This window comes from Micromonospora sp. USAFONa4 (assembly GCF_057197825.1).
Genome location: NZ_CM170072.1, coordinates 5,790,063 through 5,806,812, shown reverse-complemented (window position 1 = coordinate 5,806,812; position 16,750 = coordinate 5,790,063). Strand labels below are relative to the sequence as shown.

The 16,750-nt window shown below is 72.7% G+C and carries 16 protein-coding genes; 1 reads left to right on the top strand and 15 read right to left on the bottom strand.

Features of this window, described 5'->3' with window-relative positions; genetic code table 11:
• Positions 1–10 precede the first annotated feature (10 nt).
• The 13 genes from metK to pyrR form a co-directional block, all read right to left on the bottom strand.
• Positions 11–1,204, bottom strand: a complete 1,194-nt coding sequence (gene metK / locus AC0OO9_RS25600; protein ID WP_091632919.1) for a methionine adenosyltransferase — start codon at positions 1,202–1,204, stop codon at positions 11–13.
• Positions 1,205–1,292: 88 nt separating this feature from the next.
• Entirely contained in the window at positions 1,293–2,501 is a 1,209-nt protein-coding gene (gene coaBC / locus AC0OO9_RS25595) for a bifunctional phosphopantothenoylcysteine decarboxylase/phosphopantothenate--cysteine ligase CoaBC (RefSeq protein ID WP_311414453.1), read from the bottom strand.
• 14 nt (positions 2,502–2,515) lie between these two features.
• The gene (gene rpoZ / locus AC0OO9_RS25590; protein ID WP_007075826.1) at positions 2,516–2,779 is read right to left on the bottom strand and encodes a DNA-directed RNA polymerase subunit omega; all 264 of its coding nucleotides are present in this window, start codon (positions 2,777–2,779) and stop codon (positions 2,516–2,518) included.
• Between the two features lie 46 nt (positions 2,780–2,825).
• The gene (locus AC0OO9_RS25585; RefSeq protein WP_484512945.1) at positions 2,826–3,359 is read right to left on the bottom strand and encodes a nucleoside/nucleotide kinase family protein; all 534 of its coding nucleotides are present in this window, start codon (positions 3,357–3,359) and stop codon (positions 2,826–2,828) included.
• A 25-nt stretch (positions 3,360–3,384) separates the two neighbouring features.
• Positions 3,385–3,702, bottom strand: a complete 318-nt coding sequence (gene mihF / locus AC0OO9_RS25580) for an integration host factor, actinobacterial type (protein ID WP_007458370.1) — start codon at positions 3,700–3,702, stop codon at positions 3,385–3,387.
• A gap of 175 nt (positions 3,703–3,877) precedes the next feature.
• A complete protein-coding gene (gene pyrF, locus AC0OO9_RS25575) occupies positions 3,878–4,717 on the bottom strand; it encodes an orotidine-5'-phosphate decarboxylase (protein ID WP_484512943.1) in 840 nt (279 codons plus the stop codon).
• Between the two features lie 107 nt (positions 4,718–4,824).
• Entirely contained in the window at positions 4,825–6,099 is a 1,275-nt protein-coding gene (locus AC0OO9_RS25570) for an adenosylmethionine--8-amino-7-oxononanoate transaminase (RefSeq protein WP_484512941.1), read from the bottom strand.
• On the bottom strand, positions 6,096–7,115 hold the full coding sequence (locus AC0OO9_RS25565) for a quinone-dependent dihydroorotate dehydrogenase (RefSeq protein ID WP_484512939.1): 1,020 nt from the start codon (positions 7,113–7,115) through the stop codon (positions 6,096–6,098). Before AC0OO9_RS25565 ends, AC0OO9_RS25570 begins: the two co-directional genes overlap by 4 nt.
• Positions 7,116–7,218: 103 nt before the next feature.
• Positions 7,219–10,629 (bottom strand): carbamoyl-phosphate synthase large subunit, encoded by a 3,411-nt coding sequence (gene carB / locus AC0OO9_RS25560; RefSeq protein WP_484512937.1) that lies wholly within the window; start codon positions 10,627–10,629, stop codon positions 7,219–7,221.
• Positions 10,622–11,785 carry a glutamine-hydrolyzing carbamoyl-phosphate synthase small subunit gene (gene carA / locus AC0OO9_RS25555; RefSeq protein WP_484512935.1) on the bottom strand — a complete coding sequence of 388 codons (1,164 nt, stop codon included), beginning with the start codon at positions 11,783–11,785 and terminating at the stop codon, positions 10,622–10,624. Before carA ends, carB begins: the two co-directional genes overlap by 8 nt.
• The gene (locus tag AC0OO9_RS25550; protein WP_132240166.1) at positions 11,782–13,059 is read right to left on the bottom strand and encodes a dihydroorotase; all 1,278 of its coding nucleotides are present in this window, start codon (positions 13,057–13,059) and stop codon (positions 11,782–11,784) included. The genes carA and AC0OO9_RS25550 overlap by 4 nt, the downstream gene beginning before the upstream one ends.
• Positions 13,056–13,982, bottom strand: coding sequence for an aspartate carbamoyltransferase catalytic subunit (locus AC0OO9_RS25545; RefSeq protein WP_121395245.1), 927 nt, complete (start codon positions 13,980–13,982; stop codon positions 13,056–13,058). The genes AC0OO9_RS25550 and AC0OO9_RS25545 overlap by 4 nt, the downstream gene beginning before the upstream one ends.
• Positions 13,979–14,563, bottom strand: coding sequence for a bifunctional pyr operon transcriptional regulator/uracil phosphoribosyltransferase PyrR (gene pyrR / locus AC0OO9_RS25540; RefSeq protein ID WP_393166913.1), 585 nt, complete (start codon positions 14,561–14,563; stop codon positions 13,979–13,981). The genes AC0OO9_RS25545 and pyrR overlap by 4 nt, the downstream gene beginning before the upstream one ends.
• A 284-nt stretch (positions 14,564–14,847) precedes the next feature.
• Between pyrR and bldD the strand changes: the two genes are divergently transcribed.
• Positions 14,848–15,336, top strand: a complete 489-nt coding sequence (gene bldD, locus AC0OO9_RS25535) for a transcriptional regulator BldD (RefSeq protein ID WP_013285505.1) — start codon at positions 14,848–14,850, stop codon at positions 15,334–15,336.
• Between the two features lie 123 nt (positions 15,337–15,459).
• Here the strand turns inward: bldD and nusB are convergent, their stop codons facing one another.
• Together nusB and efp are read right to left on the bottom strand one after the other, a co-directional pair.
• A complete protein-coding gene (gene nusB / locus AC0OO9_RS25530) occupies positions 15,460–15,870 on the bottom strand; it encodes a transcription antitermination factor NusB (RefSeq protein WP_172896683.1) in 411 nt (136 codons plus the stop codon).
• Positions 15,871–15,893: 23 nt separating this feature from the next.
• On the bottom strand, positions 15,894–16,451 hold the full coding sequence (efp, locus tag AC0OO9_RS25525; RefSeq protein WP_132240163.1) for an elongation factor P: 558 nt from the start codon (positions 16,449–16,451) through the stop codon (positions 15,894–15,896).
• Positions 16,452–16,750: the final 299 nt, after the last annotated feature.

Genomic DNA, 16,750 nt, shown 5'->3' with positions numbered 1-16,750 from the left:
CTGGTGCCGGTCAGGCTCCCGCGGCCGACTTGAGGTCGGCGGCCCGGTCGGTGCTCTCCCAGGTCAGGTCCGGCAGCTCCCGGCCGAAGTGGCCGTAGGCGGCGGTCTGCTGGTAGATCGGGCGGAGCAGGTTCAGGTCCCGGATGATGGCGGCCGGGCGCAGGTCGAAGACCTCGGAGACGGCCTTCTCGATCGAGGCGACCGGCACGGTCTCGGTGCCGAACGTCTCGACGAAGAGGCTGACCGGGTGGGCCTTGCCGATCGCGTACGCGACCTGGACCTCGCACCGCTCGGCCAGGCCGGCGGCGACCACGTTCTTGGCAACCCAGCGCGTCGCGTACGCCGCCGAGCGGTCCACCTTCGACGGGTCCTTGCCGGAGAACGCGCCGCCGCCGTGCCGGGCGTAGCCGCCGTAGGTGTCGACGATGATCTTGCGGCCGGTCAGGCCGGCGTCGCCCATCGGCCCGCCGATCTCGAACCGGCCGGTCGGGTTGACCAGCAGCCGGTAGCCCTCGGTGTCGAGCCCGAGGCTCTCCAGCTCCGGAGCGATGACGTGCTCGCGCACGTCGGGGGTGAGCAGCGAGTCCAGCGAGATGTCCGCCGCGTGCTGGCTGGAGACGACGACCGTGTTGAGCCGGACGGGGCGCAGCCCCTCGTACTCGATCGTGACCTGGGTCTTGCCGTCGGGGCGCAGGTACGGGATCGTGCCGTCCTTGCGGACCTGGGAGAGCCGCCGGGCCAGCCGGTGCGCCAGGGCGATCGGCAGCGGCATCAGCTCCGGCGTCTCGGAGCAGGCGAAGCCGAACATCATGCCCTGGTCGCCGGCGCCCTGGGCGTCCAGCGCGCTCTCCGACGCCCCGGTACGCAGCTCGAAGGCGTTGTCGACGCCCTGCGCGATGTCCTCGGACTGGGCCCCGATGGAGACGCTGACGCCGCACGAGGCGCCGTCGAAGCCCTTTTTCGACGAGTCGTAGCCGATGTCGAGGATGGTCCGACGGACGATGGTCGGGATGTCGGCGTACGCCTTGGTGGTCACCTCGCCCGCGATGTGCACCTGACCGGTGGTGATCAGGGTCTCCACGGCGACGCGGCTGCGGGGGTCCTCGGCGAGCAGGGCGTCGAGGATGCCGTCGCTGATCTGGTCGGCGATCTTGTCCGGGTGGCCTTCCGTGACCGATTCGGAAGTGAAGAGGCGGCGTGTCACGGCACTCCTAAATTGTGGAAGTCGTTCCGCGGCAGTGTAGTCATCCGCGTCAGAGCCTGGCCTCTTCGGTCGTGCCCGTTTCCAGCCGTCAGGAACGGCCGGGCAACCGGGCCACCACGAGATCCCAGACGCCGTCGGCGAGGTCCTCCTTGGACCGCTCGGGCATCCGGCTGACCGAACCGTCCGCGCCGATGACCGTCGCCGCGTTGGTCTCGGCGCCGAAGACCTTGTCGGACCCGACCTCGTTGATCACGACGAGGTCCGCCCGCTTGCGGGCGAGCTTGGCCCGGCCGTTGGCCTCGGCGTCGCCCGTCTCCGCGGCGAACACCACCAGCACCTGCTCCGGTCGACGGCGCCGGCCCAGCTCGGCCGCGATGTCCGGGTTGGTGACGAGCTCGATGGTGGGCGCGCTGCCGTCGTCCGACTTCTTGATTTTGCCAGGCGCGTAGGTCGCGGGGCGGAAATCGGCCGGAGCCGCCGCCATCACCACCGCGTCGGCGTCGGCCGCCGCCGCGAGCGTGGCGTCGCGCAGCTCGCCAGTGGTGCCGACGCGGACCAGGTCGACGCCGGCGGGGTCGGGCAGCGAGACGTTGGCCGAGATCAGGGTGACCCGGGCGCCCCGGGCCACGGCGCAGCGCGCGAAGGCGTAGCCCTGCTTGCCCGAGGAGCGGTTGCCCAGGAAGCGGACCGGGTCGAGGGGCTCGCGGGTGCCGCCGGCGGTCACCACCACGTGCCGCCCGGCGAGGTCGGCGGGGGCCCCGACGCCCCGCGCGAGGGCCCGGCGGGCGACCGCGAAGATCTCCGCCGGGTCGGGCAGCCGGCCCTTGCCGGTGTCGGCGCCGGTGAGCCGGCCGACGGCGGGCTCGACGACGCGCACGCCCCGGGAGCGCAGCGTCGCGACGTTGGCGACGGTGGCCGGGTGCTCCCACATCTCGGTGTGCATGGCCGGGGCCAGCACGACCGGGCAGCGGGCGGTCAGCAGCGTGTTGGTGAGCAGGTCGTCGGCGAGGCCGTGGGCGGCCTTGGCCAGCAGGTCGGCGGTGGCCGGCGCGACCACCACCAGGTCGGCCTGCTGACCGAGCCGGACGTGCGGCACCTCGTGCACGTCCGACCAGACGTCGTCGGCGACGGGCTGGCCGGAGAGCGCCGCCCAGGTCGGGGCCCCGACGAAGCGCAACGCCGACGCGGTCGGCACGACCCGGACCTGGTGGCCCGACTCGGTGAAGAGCCGCAGCAGCTCGCACGCCTTGTAGGCGGCGATGCCACCGCCGACCCCGAGGACGATCCGGGGGGACATCGACGCGGGGCGGATTACGGCTGGTCGGTCGGCTCGGCGGTGAGCAGGCCCGCGTTGATCTCGCGCATGGCGATGGAGAGGGGCTTCTCCTGCGGCGTGGTCTCGACCAACGGGCCGACGTATTCCAGCAGACCCTCACCGAGCTGGCTGTAGTAGGCGTTGACCTGGCGCGCGCGCTTGGCGGCGAAGATCACCAGCGCGTACTTCGAGGTCGTCTTCTCGAGGAGCTCGTCGATCGGCGGGTTGGTGATGCCTTCGGGGTTTGCGATGGATCCCACGAATTAACCTCTGCGTCTATCGCACCGCGCTTGGCGGTGCTGGCGGTCAACCGCGCATGTGCGGTGGCGCCGGAGCCAGGAAAGAAGAACCGGACAAGCCTACCAGCTCGTCGACGACCCGCCCGGTGAGGTCGTGCGCGAGGGTGTGTTCGAAGGCGGCCGGTGTGACCTGCGGGGGGAGGCGCCCCGGCGGGTGCAGCAGCACCAGCCGGGCATCGGGCAGCACCGCCCGGACCAGCAGCGCGCCCGCCAGGTCGAGGCCGATCAGCACCGGCTGCCCGGCGGCGAGCCGGGCGCGCACCGGTTCGAGGGGGGTGCCGCGCCGGTACGGCCCGGCCCGGCTCCACTCCAGCAGCTCCCCGGCGGCGACCATCCGGTCGAACCCGGCGGGGGTCAGGAAGAGCCGGTCGACGCCGTCCAGCTCGCTCTCCCGGCGGGAGCGCGTGGTGGCCGGCACCGGAACCCACACGGACGGAGAACGCGCCCGGACGCGCTCGACGACACTCTCCGTGCCGGAGCCCGAAGGCCCCGCCAGGACAGTGAGCCGAGCCGCCGGGCGCGCCTCGTCATCCGTGCTCACTGCTTGTTTCTACACGCAGCCAGGCTCAGTTGGCGGCGAACTCTCCAAGCAGTGCCTTGCGCTGCTGCTCGCCGAGGCCACGCAGGCGACGGCTGTCGGCGATCTTGAGCTTCTCCATGATCTGGGTGGCCCGGATCTTGCCGATACCCGGCATCGCCTGCAGCACGGCGGAGACCTTGAGCTTGCCGACGACGTCGTCGGACTCGGCACGCTCGAGGACGGCTCCGAGGGTGGTCTTGCCCTGCTTGAGCTGCTCCTTCAGCTCAGCACGGGCCTTGCGGATCTCCGCGGCCTTCTCCAGCGCGGCAGCGCGCTGTTCGGGGGTCAGTGACGGGAGCGGCACCAGTTCTCCTCAGGTCCCTATCGCGACGGGCGGGACGCACCGCCGCATCTGTGAAACGTGGTGTCGCTGTGAACCAAGGGGTCCGTGGTTCCCAGCGCGGGGAAAACTAGCGGTCGACGGCGCATTCGGCAACGTGGACGCGCGATGATCTTCACAAAGGTGACCGAGCCATCAGTCAGTCACCAGGGGCGAGGGCGGCCCGGCAGCCGGTCAGGGCGCGGTCGGCGGCGGCCCGCAGCGCGTCCGGATCCGGGCCCGCGCCCAGCACCTCGCGGGAGTACGAGGGCAGCACCGCGGGCAGGGCGGAGCCGAAGACGACGCGCAGATCGGCCGCCGTGGCGCCCTGCGCGCCGAGGCCCGGAGCGAGCAGCGGACCGTTCACGGCGGACAGGTCGTGACCGGTGTCACCGATGGTCGCGCCGACCACCAGCCCGACGCTGCCGAGTGGCTGCGCACCCGCGTTGAGCTGGGAAATCTCGTCGATCACGGTCTGCGCGACGGTGCGTCCGTCGGCGGTGCGCGCGCGCTGCACGGCGGCGCCCTCGGGGTTGGAGGTGAGCGCCAGCACGAAGACCCCGCCGCCGTGCTCGGCGGCCAGTTCGAACATCGGGGCGAGCGCGCCGACGCCGAGGTACGGGCTCGCCGTCACCGCGTCCACATGGACCGGGCTGGATGGGTCGAGGTACGCCGAGGCGTACGCGGCGACGGTCGAGCCGATGTCGCCGCGCTTGACGTCCAGCAGAACGAGCGAGCCGGCCTCGCGTAACTGTCGGATAGTTGACTCAAGAATCGCGATACCTTTCGAGCCGAACCGCTCGAAAAAGGCCGACTGGGGCTTGATCACCGCGACCCGGTCACCGAGGGCGTCCGTGACCGTCCGGGCGAACCGGTCAAGCCCCCGGATGTCGTCGTCAAGCCCCCAGCGGGCCAGCAGCCCCGGGTGCGGGTCGATGCCGACGCAGAGCGGACCCCGCTCGCTGACGGCCCGGTGCAGGCGGGCGCCGAAGCTCTCCATCCGGTTCTCTCCCTCTCCTCGGCACCCGGGGCGTCCGCCGCCGGGGCACGCTCCTGTCGCGGGCGGCGCGTGCGCCCGCGTACTCCCACCGGACCGTGACCGGCGGCTCAGCCGGCCCGCACCGCGGCGGCGACCCCGGCGGCGATCCGGGCCAGGTCGGCGTCGTCGGTGACGTACGGCGGCATGGTGTAGACCAGGTCACGGAACGGCCGCAGCCAGACCCCCTCCGCGACCGCCGCGGCGGTGGCGGCGGGCAGGTCCACCTCGTGGTCCAGCTGGACCACGCCGATCGCCCCGAGCACCCTTACGTCGGCCACCCCCGGGGCGCCGCGCAACGGCTCCAGGCCGGCCCGCAGGCCCGCCTGCACCCTCGCCACCCGCCCCGCCCAGTCGCCGGCCCGCAGCAGGCCGAGGGAGGCGTTGGCGACCGCACAGGCCAGCGGGTTGCCCATGAACGTCGGGCCGTGCGCCAGCACCCCGCCGGCGGAGATGCCCCGGGCGACCTCCGCCGTGCAGAGCGTGGCGGCAAGCGTCAGGTACCCGCCGGTGAGCGCCTTGCCCACGCACATCACGTCGGGCACCACCCCGGCGTGCTCGGCGGCGAACATCGTGCCCGTGCGGCCGAAGCCGGTGGCGATCTCGTCGAAGATCAGCAGCACGCCGTGCGCCCGGGTCGCCTCGCGCAGCACCCGCAGGTAGTGCGGATGGTGGAAGCGCATCCCGCCGGCGCCCTGGACCACCGGCTCCACGACGACGGCGGCCAGCTCGTGGGCGTGCCGCTCGACCGCCTCCACCAGGGCCGCCTCGTAGGCCGGCTCGGGCGGGGTGTCGAAGCCGCCGGGCGGCACGGGGGCGAAGACCTGCCGGGGAAGCACGTCGCCCCAGAGGTGGTGCATGCCGCCCTCGGGGTCGCAGACGCTCATCGGGTGGAACGTGTCGCCGTGGTAGCCGCCCCGCCAGGTGCCCAGCCGGCGGCGCTGCGGCCGGCCGGTGGCGCGCTGGTACTGCAGGCACATCTTGATCGCGACCTCGACGCCGACCGAGCCGGAGTCGGCCAGGAAGACGTGCTCCAGCCCGTCCGGGGCCAGCTCGACCAGGGTGGCCGCCAGGCGGACCGCGGGCTCGTGGGTGAGCCCGCCGAACATCACGTGGCTCATCCGGCCGAGCTGGTCGGTCACGGCCGCGTCGAGCACCGGGTGCCGGTAGCCGTGGATCGCCGCCCACCACGACGACATCCCGTCGACCAGCTCCCGGCCGTCGGCCAGCCGCAGCCGTACGCCCGCCGCGCCCTCCACCACGTAGGGCGCGCTCGCCGGCGGCAGGGCCGCGTACGGGTGCCACACGTGCGCCCGGTCGGCGGCCAGGACCTCCTCGGGGGTCACCCGCCCGTCCCCGTGGCGCGGGCGGCGGCGCGGACCAGGGCCGGGCCGCGATAGATGAAGCCGGTGTAGAGCTGCACCAGGGCGGCGCCGGCGTCGAACATCCGGGCCGCCGCGTCCGGGTCCACGATGCCCCCGACGCCGATCACCGGCAGCCGCCCGCCGGCCTCCCGGTGCACGAAGGCGACCACCTCGCGGGCGCGGTCGGCGAGCGGGCGACCCGACAGGCCGCCGGTCTCCGCGCCGCGCGCCCGGTCCGCCGGGGCGAGGCCGTCGCGGGCCAGCGTGGTGTTCGTGGCGATCACCCCGGCCGCGCCCCGGGCCAGGCAGACCTCCAGCAGCTCGGCGATCGCCGGCTCGGTGAGGTCCGGGGCGATCTTCACCAGCACCGGCTTCTCCCCCACCAGCGCCGCCAGGATGGCGTCCAGGTGCGCCCGGTCCTGCAGCGAGCGCAGCCCCGGGGTGTTCGGCGAGGAGACGTTGACCGCGAAGTAGTCGCCGTGCGCCCGCAACGCCCGGTAGGAGGCCTGGTAGTCCGCCACCGCCTCGTCCAGCGGGGTCACCTTGGACTTGCCGAGCGAGATGCCCAGCGGCACGCCGATCGGGCGCGGCAGCGCCGCGAGCCGGGCCGCGAGGGCCTCGGCGCCGGCGTTGTTGAAGCCCATCCGGTTCACCACGGCCTCGCTGCCGGGCAGCCGGAACAGCCGGGGCCGGGGATTACCCGGCTGTGGGTGCGCGGTGACCGTGCCGACCTCGACGAAGCCGAAGCCCAGCGCCGGCCAGGCCGGCAGGGCCGCGCCGTCCTTGTCCATCCCGGCGGCCAGCCCGACCGGGTTGGGGAACTCGACGCCGAACACCCTCCGCGGCGCCCGCACGGCATACCGGGCCCGCAACACCCCAAGCGCCGCCGGCCGGCGGGACAACCCCGCCAGCCGCCGCAACGTCCACTCGTGCGCCGCCTCGGCGTCCCCGCCGCCGATCCGGAACAACCCCGGCCGGACCACCCGCTCGAACATCACGACCGACCACCCCCGTCGATCATGAAGTTGTCGCCGCGACACGCCGTGCCGGCCGGCAACAACTTCATGATCAACGCGTACGGGCGGGGGCGGGGGTGGGGGGTCATTCGGCGGCTCGGAGGGCGGCGTGCAGCTCCTGGAGCGGGCGGACCTGCATGTCGCCCCGGATCCGCGCCTCGATGCCCATCACCGCCGCCGCCGCGCCCGGCACCGTGGTGATGCACGGGATGTCCGCCGTGACGGCGGCGCTGCGGATCTCGTAGCCGTCCGAGCGGGCGCTGGCGCCCGAGCCCTGCGGCGTGTTGATCACCAGCGCCACGTCGCCGCCGAGGATCAGCGACACCGCGTCCTCGCCCCCGCCGGACTCGTAGTGCTTGCGGATCTGCTCGCAGGCGATGCCGTGCCGGCGCAGCACCTCGGCCGTGCCGGTGGTGGCGACGATCTCGAACCCCAGGTCGGCCAGGCGCTTGATCGGGAAGATCATGCCGCGCTTGTCCCGGTTGGCGACCGAGACGAAGATCTTCCCGGCGGTCGGCAGCGAGCCGTACGCGGCCGACTGCGACTTGGCGAAGGCGTGCCCGAAGGCGGTGTCGATGCCCATCACCTCGCCCGTGGACTTCATCTCCGGGCCGAGCAGCGAGTCCACGCCCTTGCCGGTGGGGGTGCGGAACCGCTTGAACGGCAGCACCGCCTCCTTGACCGCGATCGGGGCGCCGGCCGGCAGCGAACCGCCGTCCCCGGTCGCCGGGAGCAGCCCCTCGGCGCGCAGCTCGGCGATGGTGGCGCCCAGCGCGATCCGGGCCGCCGCCTTCGCCAGCGGCACCGCCGTCGCCTTGGAGACGAAGGGCACCGTCCGGGACGCCCGCGGGTTCGCCTCCAGCACGTAGAGCACGTCGTCCTTCAGCGCGTACTGCACGTTGAGCAGGCCCCGCACGCCGACGCCCCGGGCGATCGCCTCGGTGTAGCGGCGCACCTGGGCCACGTGCGAGCCCGCCAGGGTGATCGGCGGCAGCGCGCAGGACGAGTCGCCGGAGTGGATGCCGGCCTCCTCGATGTGCTCCATCACCCCGCCGAGGTAGACCTCGCCGTCGGCGTCGCAGAGCGCGTCCACGTCGATCTCGATGGCGTCGTCGAGGAAGCGGTCGACAAGCACCGGGTGGTCCGGCGAGATCTCGGTGGCCCGCCCGATGTAGTCACGCAGCGTGGCGTCGTCGTAGACGATCTCCATGCCCCGCCCGCCCAGCACGTACGACGGCCGGACCAGCACCGGGTAGCCGATCTCGTCGGCGATCGCCTTCGCCTCGTCGTACGAGGTGGCCATGCCGTGCGCCGGCGCGCGCAGCCCGGCCCGGGCCAGCACCGCCCCGAACGCGCCCCGCTCCTCGGCCAGGTGGATCGACTCCGGCGAGGTGCCGACGACCGGCACGCCCGCGTCCTTCAGCCGCTGCGCCAGGCCCAGCGGGGTCTGCCCGCCGAGCTGGACGATCACCCCGACCACGCCCGGCCCGCCGGCCGCCCTGCCGGAGGAGTCCTCGGCGTGCCAGACCTCCAGCACGTCCTCGAAGGTGAGCGGCTCGAAGTAGAGCCGGTCGGCGGTGTCGTAGTCGGTGGAGACGGTCTCCGGGTTGCAGTTGACCATCACGGTTTCGAAACCGGCACCCGCAGCGCCGGAGGCGGAACCCGCGCCCGCGGCGGCCGGGACGGCGGCGCCGACCGGCGCGCTCCGCAACGCCTGCACCGCGTGCACGCACGAGTAGTCGAACTCGATGCCCTGGCCGATCCGGTTCGGCCCGGAACCCAGGATCATCACCTTCGGCCGGGCCGACGGCACGACCTCCGTCTCCTGGTCGTACGTCGAGTAGTGGTAGGGCGTGGTCGCCTCGAACTCGGCGGCGCAGGTGTCCACCGTCTTGTAGACCGGGCGGACGTCGAGGCGGTGCCGCAGCGTCCGTACGCCGTCCTCGGCGGCCAGCTCCGGACGCAGCGCGGCCAGCTGCCGGTCCGACAGGCCGGCCCGCTTGGCGCGGCGCAGCAGCTCGGCGTCGAGCACCGGGGCGTCCACGATCTCCGCGCGCAGCTCGACGAGGGCGGCGATCTGGTCCAGGAACCACGGGTCGATCCCGCCCGACGCGGCGGTGACCTCGGCGATCGAGGCGCCGAGACGCAGCGCCCGCTCGACGGTGTAGAGCCGGCCGTCGTGCGGCATCCCCAGCGCGGCGAGGGTGTTCTCCTTCGTCGCGCCGGCCGGGTCGGGCAGCGTCCAGAACCCGCCCGCCTTCGTCTCCAGCGACCGCATCGCCTTGTTCAGCGCCTCGCTGAAGTTGCGGCCCAGGCTCATCGCCTCGCCGACGGACTTCATGGTGGTGGTCAGCTCCGGGTCGGCGCCCGGGAACTTCTCGAACGCGAACCGGGGGATCTTCACCACCACGTAGTCCAGGGTCGGCTCGAACGCCGCCGGGGTCTTCAGGGTGATGTCGTTGGGGATCTCGTCGAGGGTGTAGCCGATGGCCAGCTTGGCGGCGATCTTCGCGATCGGGAAGCCGGTGGCCTTCGAGGCCAGCGCCGACGACCGGGACACCCGGGGGTTCATCTCGATCACCACGATCCGGCCGTCGGCCGGGTTCACGGCGAACTGGATGTTGCAGCCGCCGGTGTCCACCCCGACCTCGCGCAGCACCGCGATGCCCAGGTCGCGCAGCTGCTGGTACTCGCGGTCGGTGAGCGTCATGGCCGGGGCGACGGTGACGCTGTCGCCGGTGTGCACGCCCATCGGGTCGACGTTCTCGATCGAGCAGACCACCACGACGTTGTCGTGCCGGTCGCGCATCAGTTCGAGCTCGTACTCCTTCCAGCCGAGCACGCTCTCCTCGATGAGCACCTCGTGCACCGGGCTGGCGGCCAGCCCGTCGCCGGCGATGCGGGCCAGGTCCTCCGGGGTGTGCGCCATGCCGGAGCCGAGACCGCCCATGGTGAACGACGGCCGGATCACCACCGGCAGGCCCAGCTCGGCGACCGTCGCCTCGACCTCCGCCATCGAGTGGCAGACCCGGGAGCGGGGCACCAGGCCCGTCGGGTCGTCGAGCCCCAGGCGTACGCCGGCCTTGGCGACGATGTCCTTGAACAGCTGTCGGTCCTCGCCGCGGTTGATCGCCTCGATGTTGGCGCCGATCAGCTCCACGCCGTACTTGTCGAGCACGCCGGCCTCGTGCAGGGCGACCGCGGTGTTCAGCGCGGTCTGCCCGCCGAGGGTGGGCAGGATCGCGTCGGGGCGCTCCTTGGCGATCACCAGCTCGACGAACTCCGGGGTGATCGGCTCGACGTACGTGGCGTCGGCGAACTCGGGGTCCGTCATGATCGTCGCCGGGTTCGAGTTGACCAGGCTGACCCGGATCCCCTCGCTGCGCAGCACCCGGCAGGCCTGGGTGCCGGAGTAGTCGAACTCGCAGGCCTGCCCGATCACGATCGGCCCGGAGCCGATCACCAGGATGTGCTTGAGATCGGTCCGCTTAGGCATGTGTGCGCCCCTCGCTCTGGGTCCGGCCCTCGATGAGCTCGGCGAAGCGGTCGAAGAGGTAGTCCGCGTCGTGCGGGCCGGCCGCCGCCTCCGGGTGGTACTGGACGGTGAAGGCGGGCACGTCCTTCGCCCGCAGCCCCTCGACCACGTTGTCATTGAGGCAGACGTGTGACACCTGGACGCCACCGAACTCGGTCTCGATCACCTGGTCGGGTACGACCGCCCCGGCCACGGCGCCCGGCACCTGGACGGCGAAGCCGTGGTTGTGGCTGGTCACCTCGACCTTGCCGGTGACCCGGTCGAGCACCGGCTGGTTGATGCCCCGGTGGCCGTAGCCGAGCTTGTAGGTGCCGAAGCCGAGCGCCCGGCCGAGGATCTGGCTGCCGAAGCAGATGCCGAAGAGCGGGATCCTGCGGCTGAGCACCTCCCGCGCCAGGGCCACCGGCGCGTCGGCGGTGGCCGGGTCACCCGGGCCGGGCGAGAAGAAGACCGCGTCCGCGCCGGTGGCGAGCAGGTCGTCGATGGTGGAGGCGGCCGGCAGCACGTGCGTGGTGACCCCGCGGGCGGCGAGCCGGCGCGGGACGTTGCGCTTGATGCCCAGGTCCAGCGCGGCGACCGTGAACCGGTGCTCGCCCTCGGCCCGGACCACGTACGGCTTCTCGGTGGTGACCTCGGCGGAGAGGTCCGCGCCGACCATCTCCGGGGCCTGCCGCACCCGGGCCAGCAGCGCCCGCGGGTCGCTCTCGACGCTGGAGATGCCGACCCGCATGGCGCCGCGCTCGCGCAGGTGCCGGGTCAGCGCCCGGGTGTCCACGCCGCTGACGCCGACCACGCCCTCGGCGGCCAGCCGCTCCTCCAGCCCGCCGGTGGCCCGCCAGTTCGAGCCGATCCGGGCCGGGTCGCGAACCACGTAGCCGGCGACCCAGATGCGGCCCGACTCGTCGTCCTCGCCGTTGACGCCGGTGTTGCCGATGTGCGGGGCGGTCTGCACCACCACCTGACGGTGGTAGGACGGGTCGGTCAACGTCTCCTGGTAGCCGGTCATGCCGGTGTTGAAGACCGCCTCGCCGAAGGTCTCCCCGACGCTGCCGTACGCCTCACCGTGGAACGTGCGCCCGTCCTCCAACACGAGGATCGCGGGCCTCCGCTTCGTCATAGAACAGCCTTTCCGTCCAGGACCGTCGGCTCGCCGCGCAGGAAGGTCGCCACGATGCGACCCGGCAGCGTCATGCGGGCGTACGGGGTGTTGCGGCTACGGCTGGCCAGCTCCGCCGGCTCGATGGTGCGGCGGGCGGCCGGGTCGACCAGGGTCAGGTTCGCCGGCACGCCGGGCGCCGGGTCGAGGCCGTGCCCCTCCAGCCCGGCGATCCGGGCCGGGGTGCGCGACATCCGCTCGGCGATCAGGTCCCACTGCGGGCCGAGCACGTCGAGGGCGATCGACAGCGCCGTCTCCAGGCCGAGCATGCCCGGCCGGGCGTACGCCCACTCGCACTCCTTGTCCTCCACCGCGTGCGGGGCGTGGTCGGTGGCGACGATGTCGATCACGCCCTCGACCAGGGCCGCGCGCAGCGCGGCGACGTCGGCCGCGGTACGCAGCGGTGGGTTGACCTTGTAGACCGGGTCGTAGGTCTCGGCCCGGGAGTCGGTGAGCAGCAGGTGGTGCGGGGTGACCTCGGCGGTGACCCGGACGCCCCGGGCCTTGGCCTGGCGCAGCACCTCCACGCTGCCGGCGGTGGAGACGTGGCACACGTGCAGGCGGCTGCCGACGTGCTCGGCGAGCAGCACGTCCCGGGCGATGATCGCCTCCTCGGCGACCGCCGGCCAGCCGGTCAGGCCCAGCCGGGTCGAGACCTCGCCCTCGTGCATCTGTGCGCCCTCGGTGAGCCGGGGCTCCTCGGCGTGCTGGGCGATGATCCCGTCGAACGCCTTCACGTACTCCAGCGCCCGGCGCATCAGCCTCGGGTCGGCGACGCAGTGCCCGTCGTCGGAGAAGATCCGTACCCGGGCCGCAGAGTCGGCCATCGCGCCCAGCTCGGCGAGGTGCTCGCCGGCCAGGCCGACGGTGACCGCGCCGATCGGCTGCACGTCCACCAGCCCGGCCTCCCGGCCGAGGCGCCAGACCTGCTCGACCACGCCGGCGGTGTCGGCCACCGGCGAGGTGTTGGCCATCGCGCAGACCGCGGTGTAGCCACCGAGCGCCGCCGCCCGGGAACCGGACTCGACGGTCTCGGCGTCCTCCCGGCCGGGCTCGCGCAGGTGGGTGTGCAGGTCGACGAGGCCGGGCAGGGCGACCAGCCCGGTGCCGTCGACGACTGTCGCCTCCGGCGCGTCCAGCCCGGCGCCGACGGCCGCGACGACGCCGTCGCGGATGAGCACGTCGGTCGGCGCGGCGCCGACGACGCTGACGTTGGAGATCAGGTACGAGCTCACCGGTTGTTCCCCCCGAGCAGCAGATAGAGGACGGCCATCCGCACGGAGACCCCGTTGGCGACCTGTTCGACGATGGTGGAGCGGGGCGAGTCGGCCACCTCGGGCGTGATCTCCATCCCCCGGTTCATCGGTCCGGGGTGCATGACGATCGCGTGCTCGGGCAGCCGGCGCATCCGCGGGCCGTCCAGGCCGTAGCGGCGGGCGTACTCGCGGGCGGACGGGAAGTAGGAGGCGTTCATCCGCTCGCGCTGCACCCGCAGCATCATCACCACGTCCGACTGCGGCAGCACCGCGTCGAGGTCGTAGGAGACGTCGGTGCCGGGCGCGAGCGCCTGCGCGATGTGGACGGGGATCAGCGTCGGCGGCCCGACCAGGGTCACCTTGGCGCCGAGCGTGGACAGCAGCAGGACGTTCGAGCGGGCCACCCGGCTGTGCAGGACGTCCCCGACCACCGCGACCGACAGGCCGGCCAGCCGCCCCAGCCGGGAGCGCATCGTGTACGCGTCGAGCAGCGCCTGGGTCGGGTGTTCGTGGGTGCCGTCGCCGGCGTTGACCACCGAGCCGTCGACCCAGTCGGCGAGCCGGTGCGGGGCGCCGGAGGCGGGGTGCCGGACGACCACGGCGTCGGCCCCCATCGCCTGGAGCGTCAGCGCGGTGTCCTTCAGGCTCTCGCCCTTGGTCACGCTGGAGCCCTTGGCCGAAAAGTTGATCACGTCGGCGCTGAGCCGCTTCGCCGCCGCCTCGAACGAGATCCGGGTGCGGGTGGAGTCCTCGTAGAAGAGGTTCACCACGGTGCGCCCGCGCAGCGCGGGGAGCTTCTTGACCTCCCGGCCGGCGACCGTGGCCATCTCGGCGGCCGTGTCCAGGATCTCGGTGGCGGTGGCGGCGTCCAGGTCGGCGCCGGAGAGCAGGTGCCTGATCATGAGGGAGTCCCCCCGTACAGCCTGACCTCGTCGGTGCCGTCGGTCTCCGCGAGGGTGACCTTCACGCTCTCCGCCAGGGACGTCGGGATGTTCTTGCCGACGTAGTCGGCGCGGATCGGCAGCTCGCGGTGGCCGCGGTCGACCAGGACGGCGAGCTGGACGGACGCCGGCCGCCCGACGTCGTTGAGCGCGTCGAGCGCGGCCCGCACCGTGCGGCCGGAGAAGAGCACGTCGTCGACGAGGACGACCCGCTTGCCGTCGATGCCGCCGGGCGGCACCTGGGTCGGCCCGACCGCGCGGGTGGCGTGCCGGCGCAGGTCGTCGCGGTAGAGGGTGATGTCGAGCACGCCGACCGGGACGGTCACGTCCTCGAAGGTGCTGATCCGGGCGGCGAGCCGCTTCGCGAGCGGGGCGCCCCGGGTGGGGATGCCCAGCAGCACGGTGTCCGCGGCGCCCTGGGTCTTCTCCAGGATCTGGTGGGCGATGCGGTCGATCACGCGCTGGACGTCGGCGCTGGCGAGGATCACCTTCACCGAGGGTTGTCGCGGCGGCGACGACTGGGCAGCAGGTGGGTAGGCCACGGCGGACCTCCTTCCCCGCCTCACGGGACGGGTCGTTAAAGGACGTCGGATGCCGGCACCGGGACGCGAGCGGCCCGGACCGGGGCTTCCCGCCACGTTACCAGTGGTCACCGCACCGACCGCCGCCGGCCACTGACCCCCTGGTCAGCCCGGCGAAATGGGGACAACTCCCCCGGTGATCCCAACGGTAAGGTCACGACCACTTGACCAGTTGTGCCAATCCCCGTACCGTCACGCTCCGTAGCGATCGCTGGGAGAACCCCGAGCAGCACTGGGAGTGTTTAATGCCCTCTGAATACGCCAAGTCTCTGGGCGCCCGCCTGCGCTCCATCCGCCAGCAGCAGGGCCTGTCCCTGCAGGGCGTGGAGGAGAAGTCGAACGGGCGGTGGAAGGCGGTGGTGGTCGGCTCCTACGAGCGCGGCGACCGCGCCGTCACGGTGTCGCGCCTGGCCGAGCTTGCCGACTTCTACCGCGTTCCCGTCTCGGAGCTGCTGCCCGACGGCAGCGGGGTTCGCCACGAGCCCACCAGCAAGATCGTCCTCGACCTGGAGCGGCTCTACGACGAGGCCTCCGAGGACCTCGCCTACGTCGCCCGGTACGCGCGTGCCATCCAGCAGCAGCGCGGTGACTACAACGGCCGCGTGCTCTCCATCCGCGCCGACGACCTGCGCGCGCTCGCGATCGTGTACGACGCCTCGCCGTCCGGCCTGATCGAGCGGCTCACCGAGCACGGCGTGCTGGTCGCCGACCCGCGGGCGTTCTTCGCCAGCTGACCAGGAACGCGAGAGGGGCCCGTGCCGTCCGGCACGGGCCCCTCTCATCGTCGTCGTTCGTGTCGCGTCCCGCCTGTTGGGCACACCGGCTGTGACGCACGTCTGGGTGTGACGTGCGCCGCGTCAGCGGGTGGCGTACTCGGCGATGCGGCCGAGGATGCCGTTGAGGAAGCGCGGCGAGTCGTCGGTCGACATCTGCCGGGCCAGCTCGACGGCCTCGCTGATGGCCACCGCGTCGTCGATCTCGTCGACGTAGAGCAGCTCGTAGACCGCGATCCGGGCGAGGTTGCGGTCGACCGCCGGCATCCGGTCCAGCGTCCACCCCTCGGCGTAGCTGGCGATCACCTCGTCGATCCGGTCGAGGTGGGCGGCCACGCCCTCGACGAGGCTCACCGCGTATCCCAGGTGCTCGGGTCGGGGCTTCTCGATCCGCTCGATGTAGCCGGCGAGCACCTCGACCGGCGGGCGGTCCCGCAGGTCGGCCTCGAAGAGCACGTCCAGCGCCCGCTTACGCGCCTTGCGGCGCGCAGGCATCTGCTGCTTGGGGCCCTCGGCCATCAGGCGCGGCCGAGGTAACGGCCGTCGCGGGTGTCGACCTTGATCTTCTCGCCGGTGGTGATGAAGAGCGGCACCTGGACCGTCGCGTCGGTCTCGACGGTGGCCGGCTTGTTGCCGCCGGTCGACCGGTCGCCCTGCAGGCCCGGCTCGGTGTAGGTGACCTCCAGCACGACGCTGGTCGGAAGCTCGATGTAGAGCGGGACACCCTCGTGGGTGGCCACGGTCGCCTCAGCCTCGGGCAGCAGGTAGTTCGCCGCGTCGCCGACGGTGGCACCCGGCACGTTGATCTGGTCGAACGTCTCCAGGTCCATGAAGACGTAGTCCTCGCCGTCGGCGTAGAGGTACTGCATGGTGCGCTTGTCCACGGTCGCGGTCTCGACCTTGGTGCCCGCGTTGAAGGTCTTGTCGACCACCTTGCCGGACAGCACGTTCTTCAGCGTGGTACGCACGAACGCACCACCCTTACCGGGCTTGACGTGCTGGAACTCGACGACGGCCCAGAGTTCTCCGTCGAGGTTGAGTACCAGGCCGTTCTTCAGGTCGTTGGTGGTGGCCATTTCCTGCCTTGATCATCAATTGGCGGACAGACCTGGCAAGTCTACTAGTTGCGCCGAACGCCGCTGTCCGCCGCTTCCCACCGCCCTCCCGCCCGCCCTTTCCGCCGCCCTCCCACCTTTCCTTCCGCCGCCCTTCCCACCGCCCTCCCACCTCCCTTCCGCCGACTTTCCGCCGCGCTTCCGCCACTCTCCCGCCGCCCGCTCGCGACGCTTTCCGCCGTGCCATGCCGTTCTCCGCCGCCGCCGCAGTTGCCCCGCCGAACCCGCCACTGATTGCCCGCCGACCGGCCGAGCCGCAG

Excerpts from the sequence above, each read along its gene's own strand:
- coaBC (WP_311414453.1), bottom strand. The coding sequence starts at position 2,501 with ATGTCCCCCCGGATCGTCCTCGGGGTCGGCGGTGGCATCGCCGCCTAC.
- efp (WP_132240163.1), bottom strand. The coding sequence starts at position 16,451 with ATGGCCACCACCAACGACCTGAAGAACGGCCTGGTACTCAACCTCGAC.
- AC0OO9_RS25545 (WP_121395245.1), bottom strand. The coding sequence starts at position 13,982 with ATGATCAGGCACCTGCTCTCCGGCGCCGACCTGGACGCCGCCACCGCC.
- carA (WP_484512935.1), bottom strand. The coding sequence starts at position 11,785 with ATGACGAAGCGGAGGCCCGCGATCCTCGTGTTGGAGGACGGGCGCACG.
- bldD (WP_013285505.1), top strand. The coding sequence starts at position 14,848 with ATGCCCTCTGAATACGCCAAGTCTCTGGGCGCCCGCCTGCGCTCCATC.
- nusB (WP_172896683.1), bottom strand. The coding sequence starts at position 15,870 with ATGCCTGCGCGCCGCAAGGCGCGTAAGCGGGCGCTGGACGTGCTCTTC.
- pyrF (WP_484512943.1), bottom strand. The coding sequence starts at position 4,717 with ATGGAGAGCTTCGGCGCCCGCCTGCACCGGGCCGTCAGCGAGCGGGGT.
- carB (WP_484512937.1), bottom strand. The coding sequence starts at position 10,629 with ATGCCTAAGCGGACCGATCTCAAGCACATCCTGGTGATCGGCTCCGGG.